The organism is Streptomyces sp. NPDC027189 (assembly GCF_055566975.1).
Map to the genome: position 1 here is coordinate 144,686 of NZ_JBVHRI010000006.1, position 17,045 is coordinate 161,730.

At 69.7% G+C, this 17,045-nt stretch carries 16 protein-coding genes; all 16 read left to right on the forward strand.

Annotation, left to right across the window (positions count from 1 at the left end; all coding sequences use genetic code 11):
* Window positions 1–178: 178 nt before the first annotated feature.
* The 16 genes from ACZ4RZ_RS16765 to ispG all read left to right on the forward strand — a co-directional run bounded on the left by ACZ4RZ_RS16765 (window position 179) and on the right by ispG (window position 17,036).
* Window positions 179–1,975 carry a DUF5941 domain-containing protein gene (locus ACZ4RZ_RS16765; protein ID WP_467745772.1) on the forward strand — a complete coding sequence of 599 codons (1,797 nt, stop codon included), beginning with the start codon at window positions 179–181 and terminating at the stop codon, window positions 1,973–1,975.
* On the forward strand, window positions 1,972–2,724 hold the full coding sequence (locus ACZ4RZ_RS16770) for a phosphocholine cytidylyltransferase family protein (protein WP_467745263.1): 753 nt from the start codon (window positions 1,972–1,974) through the stop codon (window positions 2,722–2,724). Before ACZ4RZ_RS16765 ends, ACZ4RZ_RS16770 begins: the two co-directional genes overlap by 4 nt.
* Window positions 2,712–3,773, forward strand: a complete 1,062-nt coding sequence (locus tag ACZ4RZ_RS16775) for an iron-containing alcohol dehydrogenase family protein (protein ID WP_467745265.1) — start codon at window positions 2,712–2,714, stop codon at window positions 3,771–3,773. Before ACZ4RZ_RS16770 ends, ACZ4RZ_RS16775 begins: the two co-directional genes overlap by 13 nt.
* On the forward strand, window positions 3,751–4,530 hold the full coding sequence (locus ACZ4RZ_RS16780; RefSeq protein ID WP_467745267.1) for a CDP-alcohol phosphatidyltransferase family protein: 780 nt from the start codon (window positions 3,751–3,753) through the stop codon (window positions 4,528–4,530). The genes ACZ4RZ_RS16775 and ACZ4RZ_RS16780 overlap by 23 nt, the downstream gene beginning before the upstream one ends.
* An 8-nt stretch (window positions 4,531–4,538) precedes the next feature.
* Complete coding sequence (locus ACZ4RZ_RS16785) at window positions 4,539–5,411, forward strand: glycosyltransferase family 2 protein (protein WP_467745774.1); 873 nt, start codon at window positions 4,539–4,541, stop codon at window positions 5,409–5,411.
* A 100-nt stretch (window positions 5,412–5,511) separates the two neighbouring features.
* Window positions 5,512–6,441 carry an ABC transporter permease gene (locus ACZ4RZ_RS16790; protein WP_467745269.1) on the forward strand — a complete coding sequence of 310 codons (930 nt, stop codon included), beginning with the start codon at window positions 5,512–5,514 and terminating at the stop codon, window positions 6,439–6,441.
* A 4-nt stretch (window positions 6,442–6,445) separates the two neighbouring features.
* Window positions 6,446–7,207, forward strand: a complete 762-nt coding sequence (locus ACZ4RZ_RS16795; RefSeq protein ID WP_467745776.1) for an ABC transporter ATP-binding protein — start codon at window positions 6,446–6,448, stop codon at window positions 7,205–7,207.
* Between the two features lie 358 nt (window positions 7,208–7,565).
* Window positions 7,566–8,468 carry a squalene synthase HpnC gene (hpnC, locus tag ACZ4RZ_RS16800; protein WP_467745270.1) on the forward strand — a complete coding sequence of 301 codons (903 nt, stop codon included), beginning with the start codon at window positions 7,566–7,568 and terminating at the stop codon, window positions 8,466–8,468.
* On the forward strand, window positions 8,465–9,415 hold the full coding sequence (hpnD, locus tag ACZ4RZ_RS16805; protein WP_467745272.1) for a presqualene diphosphate synthase HpnD: 951 nt from the start codon (window positions 8,465–8,467) through the stop codon (window positions 9,413–9,415). The genes hpnC and hpnD overlap by 4 nt, the downstream gene beginning before the upstream one ends.
* Window positions 9,415–9,555 (forward strand): DUF6380 family protein, encoded by a 141-nt coding sequence (locus ACZ4RZ_RS16810; protein WP_467745274.1) that lies wholly within the window; start codon window positions 9,415–9,417, stop codon window positions 9,553–9,555. The genes hpnD and ACZ4RZ_RS16810 overlap by 1 nt, the downstream gene beginning before the upstream one ends.
* Entirely contained in the window at window positions 9,552–10,961 is a 1,410-nt protein-coding gene (hpnE, locus tag ACZ4RZ_RS16815; protein ID WP_467745275.1) for a hydroxysqualene dehydroxylase HpnE, read from the forward strand. The genes ACZ4RZ_RS16810 and hpnE overlap by 4 nt, the downstream gene beginning before the upstream one ends.
* Window positions 10,958–12,088 (forward strand): polyprenyl synthetase family protein, encoded by a 1,131-nt coding sequence (locus ACZ4RZ_RS16820; protein WP_467745277.1) that lies wholly within the window; start codon window positions 10,958–10,960, stop codon window positions 12,086–12,088. Before hpnE ends, ACZ4RZ_RS16820 begins: the two co-directional genes overlap by 4 nt.
* Before the next feature lie 113 nt (window positions 12,089–12,201).
* Window positions 12,202–14,205 carry a squalene--hopene cyclase gene (gene shc, locus ACZ4RZ_RS16825; RefSeq protein ID WP_467745278.1) on the forward strand — a complete coding sequence of 668 codons (2,004 nt, stop codon included), beginning with the start codon at window positions 12,202–12,204 and terminating at the stop codon, window positions 14,203–14,205.
* Window positions 14,205–14,846, forward strand: a complete 642-nt coding sequence (locus ACZ4RZ_RS16830) for a phosphorylase family protein (RefSeq protein WP_467745279.1) — start codon at window positions 14,205–14,207, stop codon at window positions 14,844–14,846. The genes shc and ACZ4RZ_RS16830 overlap by 1 nt, the downstream gene beginning before the upstream one ends.
* A 5-nt stretch (window positions 14,847–14,851) precedes the next feature.
* A complete protein-coding gene (gene hpnH / locus ACZ4RZ_RS16835) occupies window positions 14,852–15,874 on the forward strand; it encodes an adenosyl-hopene transferase HpnH (protein ID WP_369250735.1) in 1,023 nt (340 codons plus the stop codon).
* A 4-nt stretch (window positions 15,875–15,878) separates the two neighbouring features.
* A complete protein-coding gene (gene ispG / locus ACZ4RZ_RS16840) occupies window positions 15,879–17,036 on the forward strand; it encodes a flavodoxin-dependent (E)-4-hydroxy-3-methylbut-2-enyl-diphosphate synthase (RefSeq protein WP_467745281.1) in 1,158 nt (385 codons plus the stop codon).
* Window positions 17,037–17,045: the final 9 nt, after the last annotated feature.

Here is a 17,045-nt window from a genome sequence, read left to right on the forward strand (position 1 = left end):
ATGATCGCGGCGGAGGCCATGCAAAACCGGGTGGATCGGGCCATGAACAGGTGGTGAACGCCCGCTTCCATTCATCCGATAACCTCTGCCGACATGCCACCCGGCCGCCGTAGGCGCGGGGCCATCCCATCACGCACTTGACCGGCGCGGACGCGCCGGCACCCAGGGAGTGAGTTCGCTGTCGACCGCCATCCTCACCGGCCAGCCGGTCCCCGGATCGTCGCTTGAGGGCGATCTGCGGTCGCTCGGCTTCGACGTGCGGCTCGCCTCCGACGCGGGCGAGGCCGAGACCCTGCTGGCCGCCGTCCCGGCGGACCGGCGGGTCGCCGTCGTCGACGCCCGCTTCGTGGGCCACACACACGCGCTGCGCCTCGGCCTCACCGACCCCCGGTTCGCGGCCTCCGCCCTGCCCGGCGCCATATCCGTGCAGCCCGAGGCCCGCCGGGCGCTGACCCGGGCCGTGGCCCGCGAGAGCTCCGCCTCCGGGGGCCTCGCCGTCGCCACGGACAACCTCGCCGGGCGCCTCACGGCTGCCCTCGACGCGGACGGCGTCGCCGTGCACCACCCCGAGCTCGGCACACTCGTCGCCGCTGTCCCCAGCGACCCGCAGGAGCGCAACGAGGCCCGCCAGGCCGTCTCGGCCGTGGACGACGAGGCCGTACGCCTGCGCAGCGCCGTGAAGGCCCGCGACGGCTTCTTCACCACCTACTGCATCAGCCCGTACTCGCGCTACATCGCCCGCTGGTGCGCGCGCCGGGGTCTCACCCCGAACCAGGTGACGACCGCCTCACTCCTCACCGCGCTCATCGCCGCGGGCTGCGCCGCCACCGGCACCCGCGTCGGCTTCGTCGCGGCCGGCCTGCTGCTCCTGTTCTCCTTCGTCCTCGACTGCACGGACGGCCAGCTCGCCCGCTACTCCCTGCAGTACTCGACACTCGGCGCCTGGCTCGACGCGACCTTCGACCGCGCCAAGGAGTACGCCTACTACGCGGGCCTCGCCCTGGGGGCGGCCCGCGGCGGCGACGACGTCTGGGCGCTCGCCCTCGGCGCGATGATCCTGCAGACCTGCCGGCATGTCGTCGACTTCTCCTTCAACGAGGCGAACCACGACGCCACCGCCAACACCAGCCCCACCGCGGCCCTCTCGGACAAGCTCGACAGCGTCGGCTGGACGGTCTGGGTGCGCCGGATGATAGTGCTGCCCATCGGCGAGCGCTGGGCGATGATCGCCGTGCTCACGGCACTGACCACTCCCCGCGTCACCTTCTACGCGTTGCTCATCGGCTGCGCCTTCGCGGCGACGTACACGACGGCGGGCCGCGTACTGCGCTCGCTGACCCGCAAGGCCCGCCGTACCGACCGCGCCGCCACCGCCCTCGCCGATCTCACCGACTCCGGCCCGCTCGCCGAGCTCCTGACCCGCGTCACGCGCGGCTTCGTGAGCCGCGGCCCGGCGTACGTCGCCTTCGTCGCCGGAGCCCTCGTCGTGCTCGGCGCGGCGCTCGCCCCGTACGGCAGCTGGTGGCCCGTTCTGGGTGCCGTGATCTACGTACTCCTGTCGCCGGTGGCCCTCGCGCGGCCCCTCAAGGGCGCCCTCGACTGGCTCGTCCCGCCGTTCTTCCGCGCCGCCGAATACGGGACCGTTCTGGTACTGGCCGCCAAAGCCGACGTGAACGGAGCGCTTCCTGCGGCTTTCGGTCTGGTGGCCGCTGTCGCCTACCATCACTACGACACGGTGTACCGCATCCGCGGCAACGCCGGAGCCCCCCCGCACTGGCTGGTGCGGGCGATCGGCGGGCACGAAGGCAGGACGCTGCTGGTCACCGTCCTGGCCGCGCTGCTCACCGCCCCACAGTTCACGGTCGCGCTCACGGTGCTCGCCGTGGCCGTGGCCCTGTTGGTGCTCGTCGAGAGCATCCGCTTCTGGGTGTCCTCCGGGGCACCCGCCGTACACGATGAAGGAGAACCCGCATGATCGGCCTTGTGCTGGCGGCCGGCGCCGGACGGCGTCTGCGCCCCTACACCGACAGCCTCCCCAAGGCTCTCGTGCCGGTTGGTCCCGCGGGCATAGAGGACAGCATCACGGTCCTCGACCTCACCCTCGGCAACTTCGCCGAGATCGGCCTGACCGAGGTCGGCATCATCGTCGGCTACCGCAAGGAAGCCGTGTACGAGCGACAGACGGCCCTCGAGGAGAAGTACGGCCTCAAGCTCACCCTCATCGACAACGACAAGGCCGAGGAGTGGAACAACGCCTACTCCCTGTGGTGCGGTCGTGACGCCCTCAAGGACGGTGTGATCCTCGCCAACGGCGACACCGTGCACCCGGTCTCCGTCGAGAAGACGCTGCTCGCCGCCCGGGGTGACGGCAAGAGGATCATCCTCGCCCTCGACACGGTGAAGAAGCTCGCCGACGAGGAGATGAAGGTCGTCGTGGACCCCGACAAGGGCGTCCAGAAGATCACCAAGCTCATGGAGCCGTCCGAGGCCACCGGCGAGTACATCGGTGTCACCCTCATCGAGGGCGCGGCCGCCGCAGAGCTGGCCGACGCCCTGAAGACGGTGTGGGAGACGGACCCGCAGCAGTTCTACGAGCACGGCTACCAGGAGCTCGTCAACCGCGGCTTCAAGATCGATGTCGCGCCGATCGGTGACGTCAAGTGGGTCGAGATCGACAACCACGACGACCTTGCCAAGGGACGTGAGATCGCGTGCCAGTACTGACGAGGCTCATTCCCTCGCCGGTCGTCGTCGACATCCGTCCGGGTGCCCTGGACGACCTGGCGAGCGTGCTCTCCGACCAGCGGATCTCGCACTCGGGCAAGCTCGCAGTCGCGGTGAGCAACGGCTCCGGCGCCAAGCTGCGCGACCGGATCGCCCCGGCCCTGCCCGGCGCCACCTGGTACGAGGTCGGCGGCGGCACCCTCGACGACGCGATCCGGCTGGCCGGCGCCATCAAGGCAGGCCACTACGACGCGGTCGTGGGCCTGGGCGGCGGCAAGATCATCGACTGCGCGAAGTTCGCCGCGGCGCGCGTCGGCCTCCCGCTGGTCGCGGTGCCCACGAACCTCGCGCACGACGGCCTGTGCTCGCCCGTCGCGACCCTCGACAACGACGCGGGCCGTGGCTCGTACGGTGTGCCGAACCCGATCGCGGTCGTCATCGATCTCGATGTGATTCGCGAGGCCCCCGTACGTTTCGTGCGCTCCGGCATCGGTGACGCCGTCTCCAACATCTCCGCGATCGCGGACTGGGAGCTGGCCAACCGCGTCAACGGCGAGAAGATCGACGGACTCGCGGCCGCCATGGCGCGTCAGGCCGGTGAGGCCGTGCTGCGGCACCCGGGCGGTATCGGCGACAACGACTTCCTTCAGGTGCTCGCCGAGGCGCTGGTCCTCAGCGGTATCGCGATGTCGGTGTCGGGCGACTCGCGCCCCTCGTCGGGCGCCTGCCACGAGATCAACCACGCCTTCGACCTCCTCTTCCCCAAGCGCGCGGCGAGCCACGGCGAGCAGTGCGGGCTGGGCGCGGCCTTCGCGATGTATCTGCGGGGGGCGCACGAGGAGTCGGCGTACATGGCCGAGGTGCTGCACCGGCACGGGCTGCCGGTGCTGCCGGAGGAGATCGGCTTCACCGTGGACGAGTTCGTGCAGGTCGTGGAGTTCGCTCCGCAGACCCGGCCCGGCCGCTACACGATCCTCGAACACCTCGACCTGAACACCAACCAGATCAAGGACATCTACTCCGACTATGCCAAGGCCATCGGTAGCTGAACTCCGCCCCGTCGTTCACCCCGCAGGGGTGAAGGACCGGCGCAGCGGTGAGCACTGGGCGGGACGCCTGTACATGCGAGAGATCTCGCTGCGCTGCGACCGCTACCTGGTGAACACCAGGATCACGCCCAACCAGCTCACGTACCTGATGACCGTCTGCGGTGTGCTCGCGGCCCCGGCTCTGCTGGTGCCGGGGATCGCGGGCGCCGTACTCGGTGTGGTGATGGTCCAGCTCTATCTGCTGCTCGACTGCGTCGACGGCGAGATCGCGCGCTGGAAGCAGCAGTTCTCGCTCAGCGGGGTCTACCTGGACCGGGTCGGCGCCTATCTGACCGATGCCGCGGTGCTCGTCGGCTTCGGCCTGCGCGCCGCCGATCTGTGGGGCTCCGGGCGGATCGACTGGCTCTGGGCCTTCCTCGGCACCCTGGCCGCCCTCGGCGCGATCCTGATCAAGGCCGAGACCGATCTCGTCGGCGTCGCCCGCCACCAGGGCGGGCTGCCGCCGGTCAAGGAGGCGGCGTCCGAGCCGCGCTCGTCCGGTGTGGCGCTGGCCCGCAGGGCCGCCGCGGCGCTGAAGTTCCACCGGCTGGTGCTCGGCATCGAGGCATCCCTGCTGATCCTGGTCCTGGCGGTCCTGGACCAGGTGCGCGGCGACCTGTTCTTCTCCCGGCTCGGCGTCGCGGTGCTGGCCGGCATCGCGCTCCTGCAGACCGTGCTGCACCTCGTGTCCATCCTCGCCTCAAGCAGGCTCAAGTGAGTACGGCGATGAAGGTCGGCGCGGTCATCATCACCATGGGCAACCGCCCCGACGAGCTCCGAGCCCTGCTCGACTCCGTCGCCAAGCAGGACGGCGACCGGGTCGAGGTGGTCGTGGTCGGCAACGGCTCGCCCGTCCCGGACGTCCCCGAAGGCATACGCAGCGTCGAGCTGCCCGAGAACCTCGGCATACCCGGCGGCCGCAACGTCGGCATCGAGGCCTTCGGCCCCGGCGGCACGGACGTCGACATCCTCCTCTTCCTGGACGACGACGGGCTCCTCGCGGCCCATGACACCGCTGAGCTGTGCCGCGCGGCCTTCGCCGCCGACCCCGAGCTCGGCATCATCAGCTTCCGCATCGCCGACCCCGAGACCGGCGAGACCCAGCGTCGCCACGTCCCCCGGCTGCGCGCCTCCGACCCGATGCGCAACTCACGCGTCACCACCTTCCTCGGCGGCGCCAACGCGGTCCGTACGAAGGTCTTCGCCGAAGTCGGCGGGCTTCCGGACGAATTCTTCTACGCGCACGAGGAAACCGACCTGGCATGGCGGGCCCTCGACGCGGGCTGGATGATCGACTACCGGTCCGACATGGTGCTGTACCACCCGACGACCGCGCCCTCGCGGCACGCGGTCTACCACCGCATGGTGGCCCGCAACCGGGTCTGGCTCGCGCGTCGAAACCTGCCGGCGCCGCTCGTCCCGGTCTATCTCGGCGTCTGGATGCTCCTGACGCTGCTGCGCCGCCCCTCGGGACCGGCCCTCAAGGCGTGGTTCGGCGGCTTCAAGGAAGGCTGGACCAGTCCGTGCGGTCCCCGGCGCCCCATGAAGTGGCGTACGGTGTGGCGGCTGACTCGACTGGGCCGACCTCCTGTCATCTGACAAGCTCATTTCTGAGAGCATTCGTGGCCGTACCCCGGTCCCTGGCTCATGCCTACGCCCGACCAGGCTGTGCGCATCTTGAAGACGAAAGTTTCCACTTGTGAGTGAGACAACGCATGACGGCGGAGTCGTGGTGAGCGACCGACCGTCGCCCGATGACGGGCTCTCCGCGACCGACCTGGCCGCCAAGTACGGGCTCGCGGTCAGCGGTGCCCGGCCCGGACTCGTCGAGTACGTGCGTCAGCTCTGGGGGCGGCGCCACTTCATCCTCGCCTTCTCGCAGGCGAAGCTCACCGCCCAGTACAGCCAGGCCAAGCTGGGCCAGCTGTGGCAGGTGGCGACCCCGCTGCTGAACGCGGGCGTCTACTACCTGATCTTCGGCCTCATCCTGAAGGCCAACCGCGGTATGTCGCACGACGTGTACATCCCGTTCCTGGTGACGGGCGTCTTCGTCTTCACGTTCACGCAGAGCTCGATCATGGCCGGCGTCCGCGCGATCTCCGGCAACCTGGGACTGGTCCGCGCGCTGCACTTCCCGCGCGCCTCGCTGCCCATCTCCTTCGCGCTCCAGCAGCTCCAGCAGCTGCTCTTCTCGATGATCGTGCTGTTCATCGTGGCGATCGCCTTCGGCAGCTACCCCGGCCTGTCCTGGCTGCTGATCGTCCCGGTGCTCATCCTGCAGTTCCTCTTCAACACGGGCCTCGCGCTGATCGTGGCCCGGATGGGCGCCAAGACGCCGGACCTGGCCCAGCTGATGCCGTTCATCCTGCGGACGTGGATGTACGCGTCCGGTGTCATGTTCTCCATCAGCGCCATGCTGGCCGGTCGGCCGGAGTGGATCGCCCGCGCGCTGCAGGCGAACCCGGCCGCTGTCTACATGGACCTGATGCGCTACGCGCTCATCGACGGGTACGGCTCCTCCAACCTGCCGCCGCATGTCTGGGCCATCGCTGTCTTCTGGGCCGTGGTCGCCGCCGTCGGCGGGTTCGTGTACTTCTGGAAGGCTGAAGAGAGGTACGGCCGTGGCTGAGCAGATGTCCCACGTCCCCACCGTCATCGCGGACGAGCTGCACATCGTCTACCGCGTCAACGGCGCCAAGACCGGCAAGGGCAGCGCCACTGCCGCCCTCAGCCGCATCCTCAAGCGCGGCGAGGAGCGCGGGGTCCGCAAGGTGCACGCCGTCCGGGGCGTCTCCTTCACCGCCTACCGCGGCGAGGCCATCGGCCTGATCGGTTCGAACGGCTCCGGCAAGTCCACGCTCCTGCGTGCCATCGCCGGCCTGCTCCCCGCCGAGAAGGGCAAGGTCTACACGGACGGCCAGCCCTCGCTGCTCGGTGTGAACGCGGCCCTGATGAACGATCTGACGGGCGAGCGGAACGTCATATTGGGCGGGCTCGCGATGGGCATGTCCCGCGAGCAGATCAAGGAGCGCTACCAGGAGATCGTCGACTTCTCGGGCATCAACGAGAAGGGCGACTTCATCACCCTCCCGATGCGCACCTACTCGTCCGGCATGGCGGCCCGCCTCCGCTTCTCCATCGCGGCGGCCAAGGACCACGACGTCCTGATGATCGACGAGGCCCTCGCCACCGGCGACCGCAAGTTCCAGAAGCGCTCCGAGGAACGCATCCGCGAGCTGCGCAAGTCGGCCGGCACGGTGTTTCTGGTCAGCCACAACAACAAGTCGATCCGCGACACCTGCGACCGCGTGCTCTGGCTGGAGCGCGGTGAGCTGCGCATGGACGGCCCGACCGAAGAGGTCCTCAAGGAGTACGAGAAGTTCACGGGCAAGTAGCCCATTTCGCCCAGGGCCCCGCCGGAACTCTTCGGCGGGGCCCTGCGTCTGCAAAGGAAACGCCAACTCCTGCTGGCCTTAGGAATCTTGACGCCAATCGGTGTGTTGTTGTGATGTGCAGGACACCCCGACGGAGCGTACTGCGTTGTACAACGTAAGCTGTACCGGTGCTGATTCGCGGCAAGTAGGGCGATAATGCGCGACACCCGGCACCGGCGCGCTGCGCGGACCTCCGGGCGGCGTGTCCGAAATGGGCACTATTGGGTCGGCAGTGTAGAACGGGAGATGTGACGGCAATGGCTACGGAAACTCTCCAGCTCCGCGATGCGTGTGCCGTCCTCGCGCGGGGCGGCGAGCGGTGACCGAAGCCGGGACGGCGCGCACCGGCGATCCGGAGCGCGACACCCTCGACAAGGCTGCGGACGAGAACTTCCCCGTGGCGCCCTTCTTCCTGCCCAAGGCCTGGCGCGACGACCTGATGGCCGTCTATGGCTTCGCCCGTCTCGTCGACGACATCGGTGACGGCGACCTCGCCCCGGGCGGCGCGGACGCCCGCCTTCTCGGCGTGTCGCCCGAGGAGGCCGAGGATCGCCTCCTCCTGCTGGACGCCTTCGAAGCCGATCTTCACCGCGTGTTCGACTCGACGCCGCGCCACCCCTTGCTGCGCCGGCTTCAGCTGACCGTCCGTCGCGCGGGCCTCACCCCCGAGCCCTTCCTCGGCCTGATCGCGGCCAATCGCCAGGACCAACTCGTCAAGCGGTACGAGACCTACGACGACCTCGTCGCCTACTGCGAACTGTCCGCCAACCCCGTCGGCCGCCTGGTCCTCTCCGTCACCCGTACCTCCACGCCCGAGCGCGTCCGCCGCTCCGACGCGGTGTGCACGGCGCTGCAGATCGTCGAACACCTCCAGGACGTCGCCGAGGATCTCGGCCGCGACCGTATCTACTTGCCTGCCGAGGACATGAAGCGCTTCCACGTCCAGGAGGCGGACCTCGCCGCCGCCACGGCAGGCGCATCGCTGCGAGCACTGGTTGCATACGAAGCAGAACGCGCCTTGAACCTCCTGAATGAAGGCACCCCCCTCGTGGGTAGCGTCCACGGCAGGCTGAAGCTGCTGCTCGCGGGGTTCATTGCGGGGGGAAGGGCGGCAATCCGTGCGATTGCCGCCGCCGAATACGACGTACTTCCCGGCCCGCCCAAGCCCGGCAAGCTCCAGCTGCTGCGCGAGGTGGGAGTGACTCTGCGAGGAGAGGGGTGATCCGGATCGTGGAGTCGGAACAACACGTGTCCGCACCGGTACTCGCCGCTTACAGCTACTGCGAGGCAGTGACCGGTCAGCAGGCCCGTAATTTCGCGTACGGCATCAGACTTCTGCCGACGCCCAAGCGGCGTGCGATGTCGGCGCTCTACGCGTTCTCGCGGCGCGTCGACGACATCGGAGACGGCGCGCTCGCGCCGGACGTCAAGGCGGCCCGCCTCGAGGACACCCGGGTACTGCTCGCCCGGGTGCGCCACGGCTCCGTCGACGAGGACGACACCGACCCGGTCGCGGTCGCCCTCAGCCACACCGCCGAGCATTTCCCGGTGCCTCTCGACGGCCTCGACGAACTCATCGACGGCGTCCTCATGGACGTACGCGGTGAGACGTACGAGACCTGGGACGACCTGAAGGTCTACTGCCGCTGTGTGGCCGGCGCGATCGGGCGGCTCTCGCTCGGCGTGTTCGGTACGGAACCGGGGGCGCGCGGCGCCGAGCGCGCGCCGGAGTACGCCGACACGCTCGGGCTCGCGCTCCAACTCACCAACATCCTGCGGGACGTACGGGAGGACGCCGAAGGGGGGCGTACCTATCTGCCCGCCGACGACCTCGCCAAGTTCGGCTGCTCGGCCGGGTTCAACGGGCCGACTCCACCGGAGGGCTCCGACTTCGCGGGCCTCGTGCACTTCGAAGTGCGTCGGGCCCGCGCTCTTTTCGCCGAGGGGTACCGGCTGCTGCCCATGCTGGACCGGCGCAGCGGCGCCTGTGTCGCGGCGATGGCCGGCATCTACCGCCGCCTGCTCGACCGCATCGAGCGCGAGCCGGAGGCCGTGCTGCGCGGCCGGGTCTCGCTGCCCGGACGCGAGAAGGCGTATGTCGCCGTGCGCGGCCTCTCCGGCCTCGACGCCCGGCATGTGTCCCGCCGCACCGTCAGGAGGCGCACCTGATGGACAATTTGGGCCAAGGTGATTCCATTGACGAAAAGCGGCAGGCAACCCTCCGGGTCCGGGTGGCGTCCCTGACTGCAACGGCCTGCCGTGCACGGTTCAATCATCACGGCGGGTTCCTGGGGGAGGGTGCACGATGAGCGAGGTCACGCAGCCCGCGGGCGGCTCCGGCGGGGCGTCCGCGGTGGTCGTGGGCGGCGGGCTCGCCGGGATCACAGCCGCGCTCGCGCTGGCCGACGCCGGGGTGCGCGTGACGCTGCTCGAAGGACGTCCGCGGCTCGGCGGTCTCGCGTTCTCCTTCCAGCGCGGCGATCTCACCGTGGACAACGGACAGCACGTGTATCTGCGCTGCTGCACCGCCTACCGCTGGTTCCTCGACCGCGTCGACGGAGCCTCGCTGGCGCCGCTGCAGGATCGTCTCGACGTGCCCGTTCTCGACGCCGAGGGCAAACCCGGGCGACGGCTCGGCAGAATCGGCCGCACCGCGCTGCCCGTACCGCTGCATCTGGCGCGCAGCCTCGCGACGTATCAGCATCTGTCGCTCTCCGAGCGCGCCAAGGTCGGCCGTGCCGCGCTGGCGCTCAAGGGCCTGGATCTCGCCGATCCGGCGCTCGATGCGCAGAACTTCGGCAGCTGGCTCGCCGAGCACGGTCAGTCGCAGCGTGCCGTCGAAGCACTGTGGGACCTTGTGGGGGTCGCCACCCTCAACGCGGTGGCCTCGGATGCTTCGCTCGGGCTCGCCGCGATGGTGTTCAAGACCGGTCTGCTGTCCGACCCGGGCGCGGCCGACATCGGCTGGGCACGCGTCCCGCTGGGCGAACTGCACGACACCCTGGCCCGCAAGGCGCTCGACTCCGCGGGCGTCCGTACCGAGGTCCGTACACGCGTCACCTCCATCTCCCCCAACGAGAACGGGTGTTGGAGCGTTCAGGTTCCCGGCGAGAGCATCGAGACCGACGCGGTCGTCCTCGCCGTACCCCAGCGCGAGACCCACGATCTGCTGCCCCAGGGCGCGCTCGACGCCCCTGAGCGGCTCCTCGAGATCGGCACCGCGCCGATCCTCAACATCCATGTCGTCTACGACCGGAAGGTGCTCAGCCGGCCGTTCTTCGCGGCGCTGGGCTCCCCGGTGCAGTGGGTCTTCGACCGGACCGAGGCGTCCGGGCTGCGCGAGGGGCAGTACCTGGCCCTCTCGCAGTCGGCCGCGCAGGACGAGATCGACGAGCCCGTCTCCGTACTGCGCGAGCGCTATCTGCCGGAGCTGGAGCGGCTGCTGCCCGCCGCACGCGGCGCGGAAGTGAAGGACTTCTTCGTGACCCGGGAGCGCACGGCGACGTTCGCCCCCACCCCCGGCGTCGGGCGGCTGCGGCCCGGCGCCCGCACCAAGGCCCCCGGCCTGTACCTGGCCGGATCGTGGACCGCCACCGGGTGGCCCGCGACCATGGAGAGTGCGGTCCGCAGTGGCGTCAGTGCGGCGGGCGCCGCGCTGGGCGCCCTGGGCCGGCCCCGCGATCACCTCTTCGAGCTCTTCGAGGAGGCGGCATGACGCTCGATCAGAGCACGGCAGGCCCCCGCACCCCCGGTATCGCAACAAGAGGAGAGACTGTGCCCACTGTGCCCCCGGCCGAAACGGCTGCCGACGCGGTGGACGTGACCGCGCTCCTCGAGCGCGGCCGGACCCTGGCCACACCGGTGCTGAAGGCGGCCGTCGACCGCCTGGCGGCGCCCATGGACACCGTCGCCGCGTACCACTTCGGCTGGATCGACGCCGAGGGCAACCCCGCGGACGGCGACGGCGGCAAGGCCGTACGCCCCGCGCTCGCCGTCCTGTCCGCACAGGCCGCCGGTGCCGCCCCCGAGGTGGGCGTGCCGGGTGCGGTCGCCGTTGAACTGGTGCACAACTTCTCACTGCTGCACGACGACCTGATGGACGGTGACGAACAGCGCCGCCATCGCGACACCGTCTGGAAGGTGCACGGGCCGGCCCAGGCCATCCTCGTCGGCGACGCCCTGTTCGCGCTGGCCAACGAGATCCTCCTGGAGCTCGGCACCGCCGAGGCGGGCCGCGCCACGCGTCGTCTGACGACCGCCACCCGCGCCCTGATCGACGGTCAGGCCCAGGACATCTCCTACGAGCACCGCGACCGGGTCACCGTCGAGGAGTGCCTGGAGATGGAGGGCAACAAGACGGGCGCCCTGCTCGCCTGTGCCTGCTCCATCGGCGCGGTGCTCGGCGGCGCCGACGACTTCACCGCCGACACGCTGGAGAGGTACGGCTACCACCTCGGCCTGGCCTTCCAGGCCATCGACGACCTCCTCGGCATCTGGGGCGACCCGGAGGCCACCGGAAAGCAGACCTGGAGCGATCTGCGCCAGCGCAAGAAGTCCCTGCCGGTGGTGGCCGCGCTCGCCGCGGGCGGGCCCGCCTCCGAGCGCCTCGGTGAACTGCTCGCCGAGGACGCCAAGGCGAGCGACTTCGAGAACTTCTCCGAGGAGGAGTTCGCCGCGCGCGCCGCGCTCATCGAGGAGGCGGGCGGCCGCGAGTGGACCGCCCAGGAGGCTCGTCGCCAGCACACCATCGCCATCGAGGCACTGGACGCCGTCCGGATGCCCGACCAGGTGCGGGCGCAGTTCGTGGCGCTCGCCGACTTCGTCGTCGTACGGAAGAGATGATCACTATCGGTCGAATGAACCTCGCGTAGTCGCCGGCCGGTGCCGCGGGAGAGCGAAGCACCGGCCGACGGCGGACCCACAGCAGAGACGTACCACTGCACGAAGGGGAAGCCATGACAGCGACGACCGACGGAAGCACCGGGGCACTGCCGCCCCGCGCTGCCTCGGCCAGCGAAACACCACTTCAGACGACTCCCGCGGCGGCCGGGACAGTCGAGACCCGAGACACCGCCGCGCGCGCGATACAGCGCGCCACCGACTTCCTGCTCTCGCGGCAGGACGCCCAGGGCTGGTGGAAGGGCGACCTCGAGACAAACGTCACGATGGACGCCGAGGACCTGCTCCTCCGGCAGTTCCTGGGCATCCGTGACGAGTCGACCACCCGCGCCGCCGGGCTGTTCATTCGTGGGGAACAGCGCGACGACGGCACTTGGGCGACCTTCTACGGCGGCCCGGGCGAACTCTCCACCACCATCGAGGCGTACGTCGCCCTGCGGCTGGCCGGGGACGCCCCGGACGAGCCGCACATGGCGAAGGCGTCCGCCTGGATCCGCGAGCGGGGCGGCATCGCCTCGGCCCGTGTCTTCACCCGGATCTGGCTCGCCCTGTTCGGCTGGTGGAAGTGGGACGACCTTCCCGAACTCCCGCCGGAGCTCATCTACTTCCCGAAGTGGATGCCGCTCAACATCTACGACTTCGGATGCTGGGCGCGGCAGACGATCGTGCCGCTCACCATCGTCTCGGCGAAGCGTCCGGTGCGGCCCGCGCCGTTCCCGCTCGACGAGCTGCACACCGACGCCGGTAACCCCAATCCGGTCAAGCCCATTGCTCCCGTGGCGAGTTGGGACGGTGCCTTCCAGCGCCTCGACAAGGCGCTGCACCAGTACCGCAAGGTCGCGCCGCGCCGGCTGCGCAGGGCCGCGATGAACTCGGCGGCGCGCTGGATCATCGAGCGACAGGAGAACGACGGCTGCTGGGGAGGCATCCAGCCGCCCGCCGTGTACTCGGTCATCGCCCTCCATCTGCTCGGATACGACCTCGAACACCCGGTGATGCGCGAGGGGCTGGCCTCGCTGGACCGGTTCGCCGTTTGGCGCGAGGACGGCGCCCGGATGATCGAGGCCTGCCAGTCGCCGGTGTGGGACACATGTCTGGCGGCCATCGCGCTCGCCGACGCGGGCGTGCCCGCCGACCACCCGCAGCTCGTGAAGGCCGCGGACTGGATGCTCGGCGAGGAGATCGTCCGGCCCGGTGACTGGGCGGTCAAGCGGCCCGGACTGCCGCCGGGCGGCTGGGCCTTCGAGTTCCACAACGACAACTACCCCGACATCGACGACACAGCCGAGGTGGTCCTCGCGCTGCGCCGGGTCAAGCACCACGACCCGGAGCGCGTCGAGAAGGCCATCGGGCGTGGGGTGCGCTGGAACCTCGGGATGCAGTCGAAGAACGGCGCGTGGGGCGCCTTCGACGTCGACAACACCAGCGCCTTCCCCAACCGGCTGCCGTTCTGCGACTTCGGGGAGGTCATCGACCCGCCGTCCGCGGACGTCACCGCGCACGTGGTGGAGATGCTCGCCGTCGAGGGGCTCTCGCACGACCCCCGTACGCGGCGCGGGATCGAGTGGCTGCTGGCCGAACAGGAACCGAACGGCTCCTGGTTCGGGCGCTGGGGCGTCAACTACGTATACGGCACGGGGTCGGTGGTCCCGGCGCTCGTGGCAGCGGGACTGCCCGGCTCGCACCCGGCGATCCGCCGGGCGGTGGCCTGGCTGGAGGCCGTGCAGAACGACGACGGCGGCTGGGGCGAGGACCTGCGCTCCTACCATGACGTCGCCGAGTGGAGCGGACGGGGCGCCTCGACCGCCTCCCAGACCGGCTGGGCCCTGCTCGCCCTGCTGGCCGCGGGGGAGCGGGACTCCAAGGCCGTGGAGCGTGGGGTCGAGTGGCTCGCGGAGACGCAGTTGGCGGACGGATCCTGGGACGAGCCGTACTTCACGGGAACCGGCTTCCCGTGGGACTTCTCGATCAACTACCACCTCTACCGGCAGGTCTTCCCGCTCACCGCGCTCGGGCGATACGTCCACGGCGAGCCCTTCGCCGAGGCCAAGGGGGGTTGATGAGCACGAAGCCCGCCCCGGCCCCGTTGCTGATCGCCTGCGCGCTCGGCATCGAGCACCTCGCCCTGCGCAGCGGCGACCGCACCGGGGCCGACGGGCCCGTCACCGTGCTGCGTACGGGCATGGGACCCAAGGCGGCCGAACGCTCGGTCACCCGGGTGCTCGCCGACCCGGCGCTGCGCGAGGCCGCGGTCCTGGCCACGGGCTTCTGCGCGGGGCTCGCCCCGGGCATGCACCCCGGTGACCTGGTCGTCGCCGAGGAGACCCGGGACCCGCGCGGGACCACCCCCTGCGTAGGCATCGATCTGCTCGTCAAGGAACTCGTCCGCACCGTGCCCGGGCGCACGGTCCACACAGGACCCCTCACTGGCTCCGATCACGTCGTCCGCGGTCACGAACGGTCGGATCTGCTCGTGACCGGCGCCATCGCGGTCGACATGGAGTCCGCGGCGACGCTCCACAGCGCCGTGCGCACGGGCGCGCGCCCGGTTGCGGCCGTCCGGGTGGTCGTGGACGCTCCGGAACATGAACTCGTCCGTATCGGCACGGTGCGCGGTGGAATATCAGCTTTCCGTGTTCTTCGTGCCGTGCTTCCCGCTTTTTTTGAATGGCACCGTTCTTTGTTGCTCCCTCGGAGGTGAGCCAGATGGCCATGCCGCTTCGGCAGTCCATGAAGGTCGCTGCGTACCTGTTTGAACAGAAGCTCAAGAAGCGGGACAAGTTCGCGCTGCTGGTCGAGTTGGAGCCGCTCTTCGCGTGCAACCTCAAGTGCGAGGGCTGCGGCAAGATCCAGCACCCGGCGGGGGTGCTCAAGCAGCGCATGCCCGTGGCCCAGGCCGTGGGAGCCGTCTTGGAGTCCGGTGCCCCGATGGTGTCGATCGCCGGCGGCGAGCCGCTGATGCACCCGCAGATCGACGAGATCGTGCGGCAGCTGGTGGCCAAGAAGAAGTTCGTCTTCCTGTGCACCAACGCGCTGCTGATGCGCAAGAAGATGGACAAGTTCAAGCCCTCGCCGTACTTCGCGTGGGCCGTGCACATCGACGGGCTGCGTGAGCGGCACGACGAGTCCGTGGCCAAGGAGGGCACCTTCGACGAGGCGGTCGAGGCCATCAAGGAGGCCAAGCGGCGCGGCTTCCGCGTCACCACCAACTCGACCTTCTTCAACACCGACACCCCGCAGACCATCATCGAGGTCCTCAACTTCCTCAACGACGACCTGAAGGTGGACGAGATGATGCTCTCGCCTGCCTACGCCTACGAGAAGGCCCCCGATCAGGAGCACTTCCTCGGCGTACAGCAGACCCGGGAGCTGTTCAAGAAGGCCTTCGCGGGCGGCAACCGGCGCCGCTGGCGGCTCAATCAGAGCCCGCTCTTCCTGGACTTCCTGGAGGGCAAGGTCGACTTCCCGTGCACCGCGTGGGCGATTCCCAGCTACTCGCTCTTCGGCTGGCAGAAGCCCTGCTATCTGATGAGCGACGGATACGTGCAGACGTACAAGCAGCTCCTGGAAGAGACCGACTGGGACGCGTACGGCCGCGGCAAGGACGACCGGTGCGCCAACTGCATGGCCCACTGCGGTTACGAGCCGACCGCCGTCCTCGCCACCATGGGCTCCCTCAAGGAGTCGCTGCGCGCCGCCCGCGAGACCTTCACGGAAAGCCGCGGGTGACGTCATGACCGCCGTTTCCTTGGGCCTCCCCGAGGTGCCGGTCCGACCGATCGCGGAGCGCCGTGTCTCGCGGCAGATCCAGGTCGGACCGGTGGCGGTCGGGGGCGGAGCACCCGTGTCGGTGCAGTCGATGACGACGACGCGTACGTCGGACATCGGCGCCACCTTGCAGCAGATCGCGGAACTCACCGCGTCCGGCTGCCAGATCGTCCGGGTTGCCTGCCCCACGCAGGACGACGCGGACGCGCTCGCGACGATCGCCCGCAAGTCGCAGATCCCGGTGATCGCGGACATCCACTTCCAGCCGAAGTACGTGTTCGCCGCGATCGAGGCGGGCTGTGCGGCGGTGCGGGTGAACCCCGGCAACATCAAGCAGTTCGACGACAAGGTGAAGGAGATCGCGCGGGCCGCGAAGGATCACGGCACGCCGATCCGGATCGGCGTCAACGCGGGCTCCCTCGACCGGCGGCTGCTGCAGAAGTACGGCAAGGCGACGCCCGAGGCGCTGGTCGAGTCGGCGCTGTGGGAGGCGTCGCTCTTCGAGGAGCACGACTTCCGGGACATCAAGATCTCGGTGAAGCACAACGACCCGGTGGTGATGGTCAACGCCTACCGGCAGCTGGCGGCGCAGTGCGCCTACCCGCTGCACCTCGGCGTGACGGAAGCCGGTCCGGCGTTCCAGGGGACCATCAAGTCGGCCGTCGCCTTCGGGGCGTTGCTCAGCGAGGGGGTCGGGGACACCATCCGGGTGTCCTTGAGCGCGCCGCCGGCCGAGGAGGTCAAGGTCGGTATCCAGATCCTGGAGTCGCTCGGGCTGCGTCAGCGACGTCTGGAGATCGTCTCGTGCCCGTCCTGCGGGCGCGCCCAGGTCGATGTGTACAAGCTGGCCGACGAGGTCACGGCCGGTCTGGAGGGGATGGAGGTCCCGTTGCGCGTCGCGGTCATGGGCTGCGTCGTCAACGGCCCCGGAGAGGCGCGGGAGGCGGACCTGGGGGTCGCCTCCGGCAACGGCAAGGGGCAGATCTTCGTCAAGGGCGAGGTCATCAAGACCGTGCCCGAGTCGAAGATCGTCGAGACCCTCATCGACGAGGCGATGAAGATCGCCGAGCAGATGGAGAACGACGGCGTCGCGTCCGGAGAACCGGCCGTCACCGTGAGTTGATCAGCACGG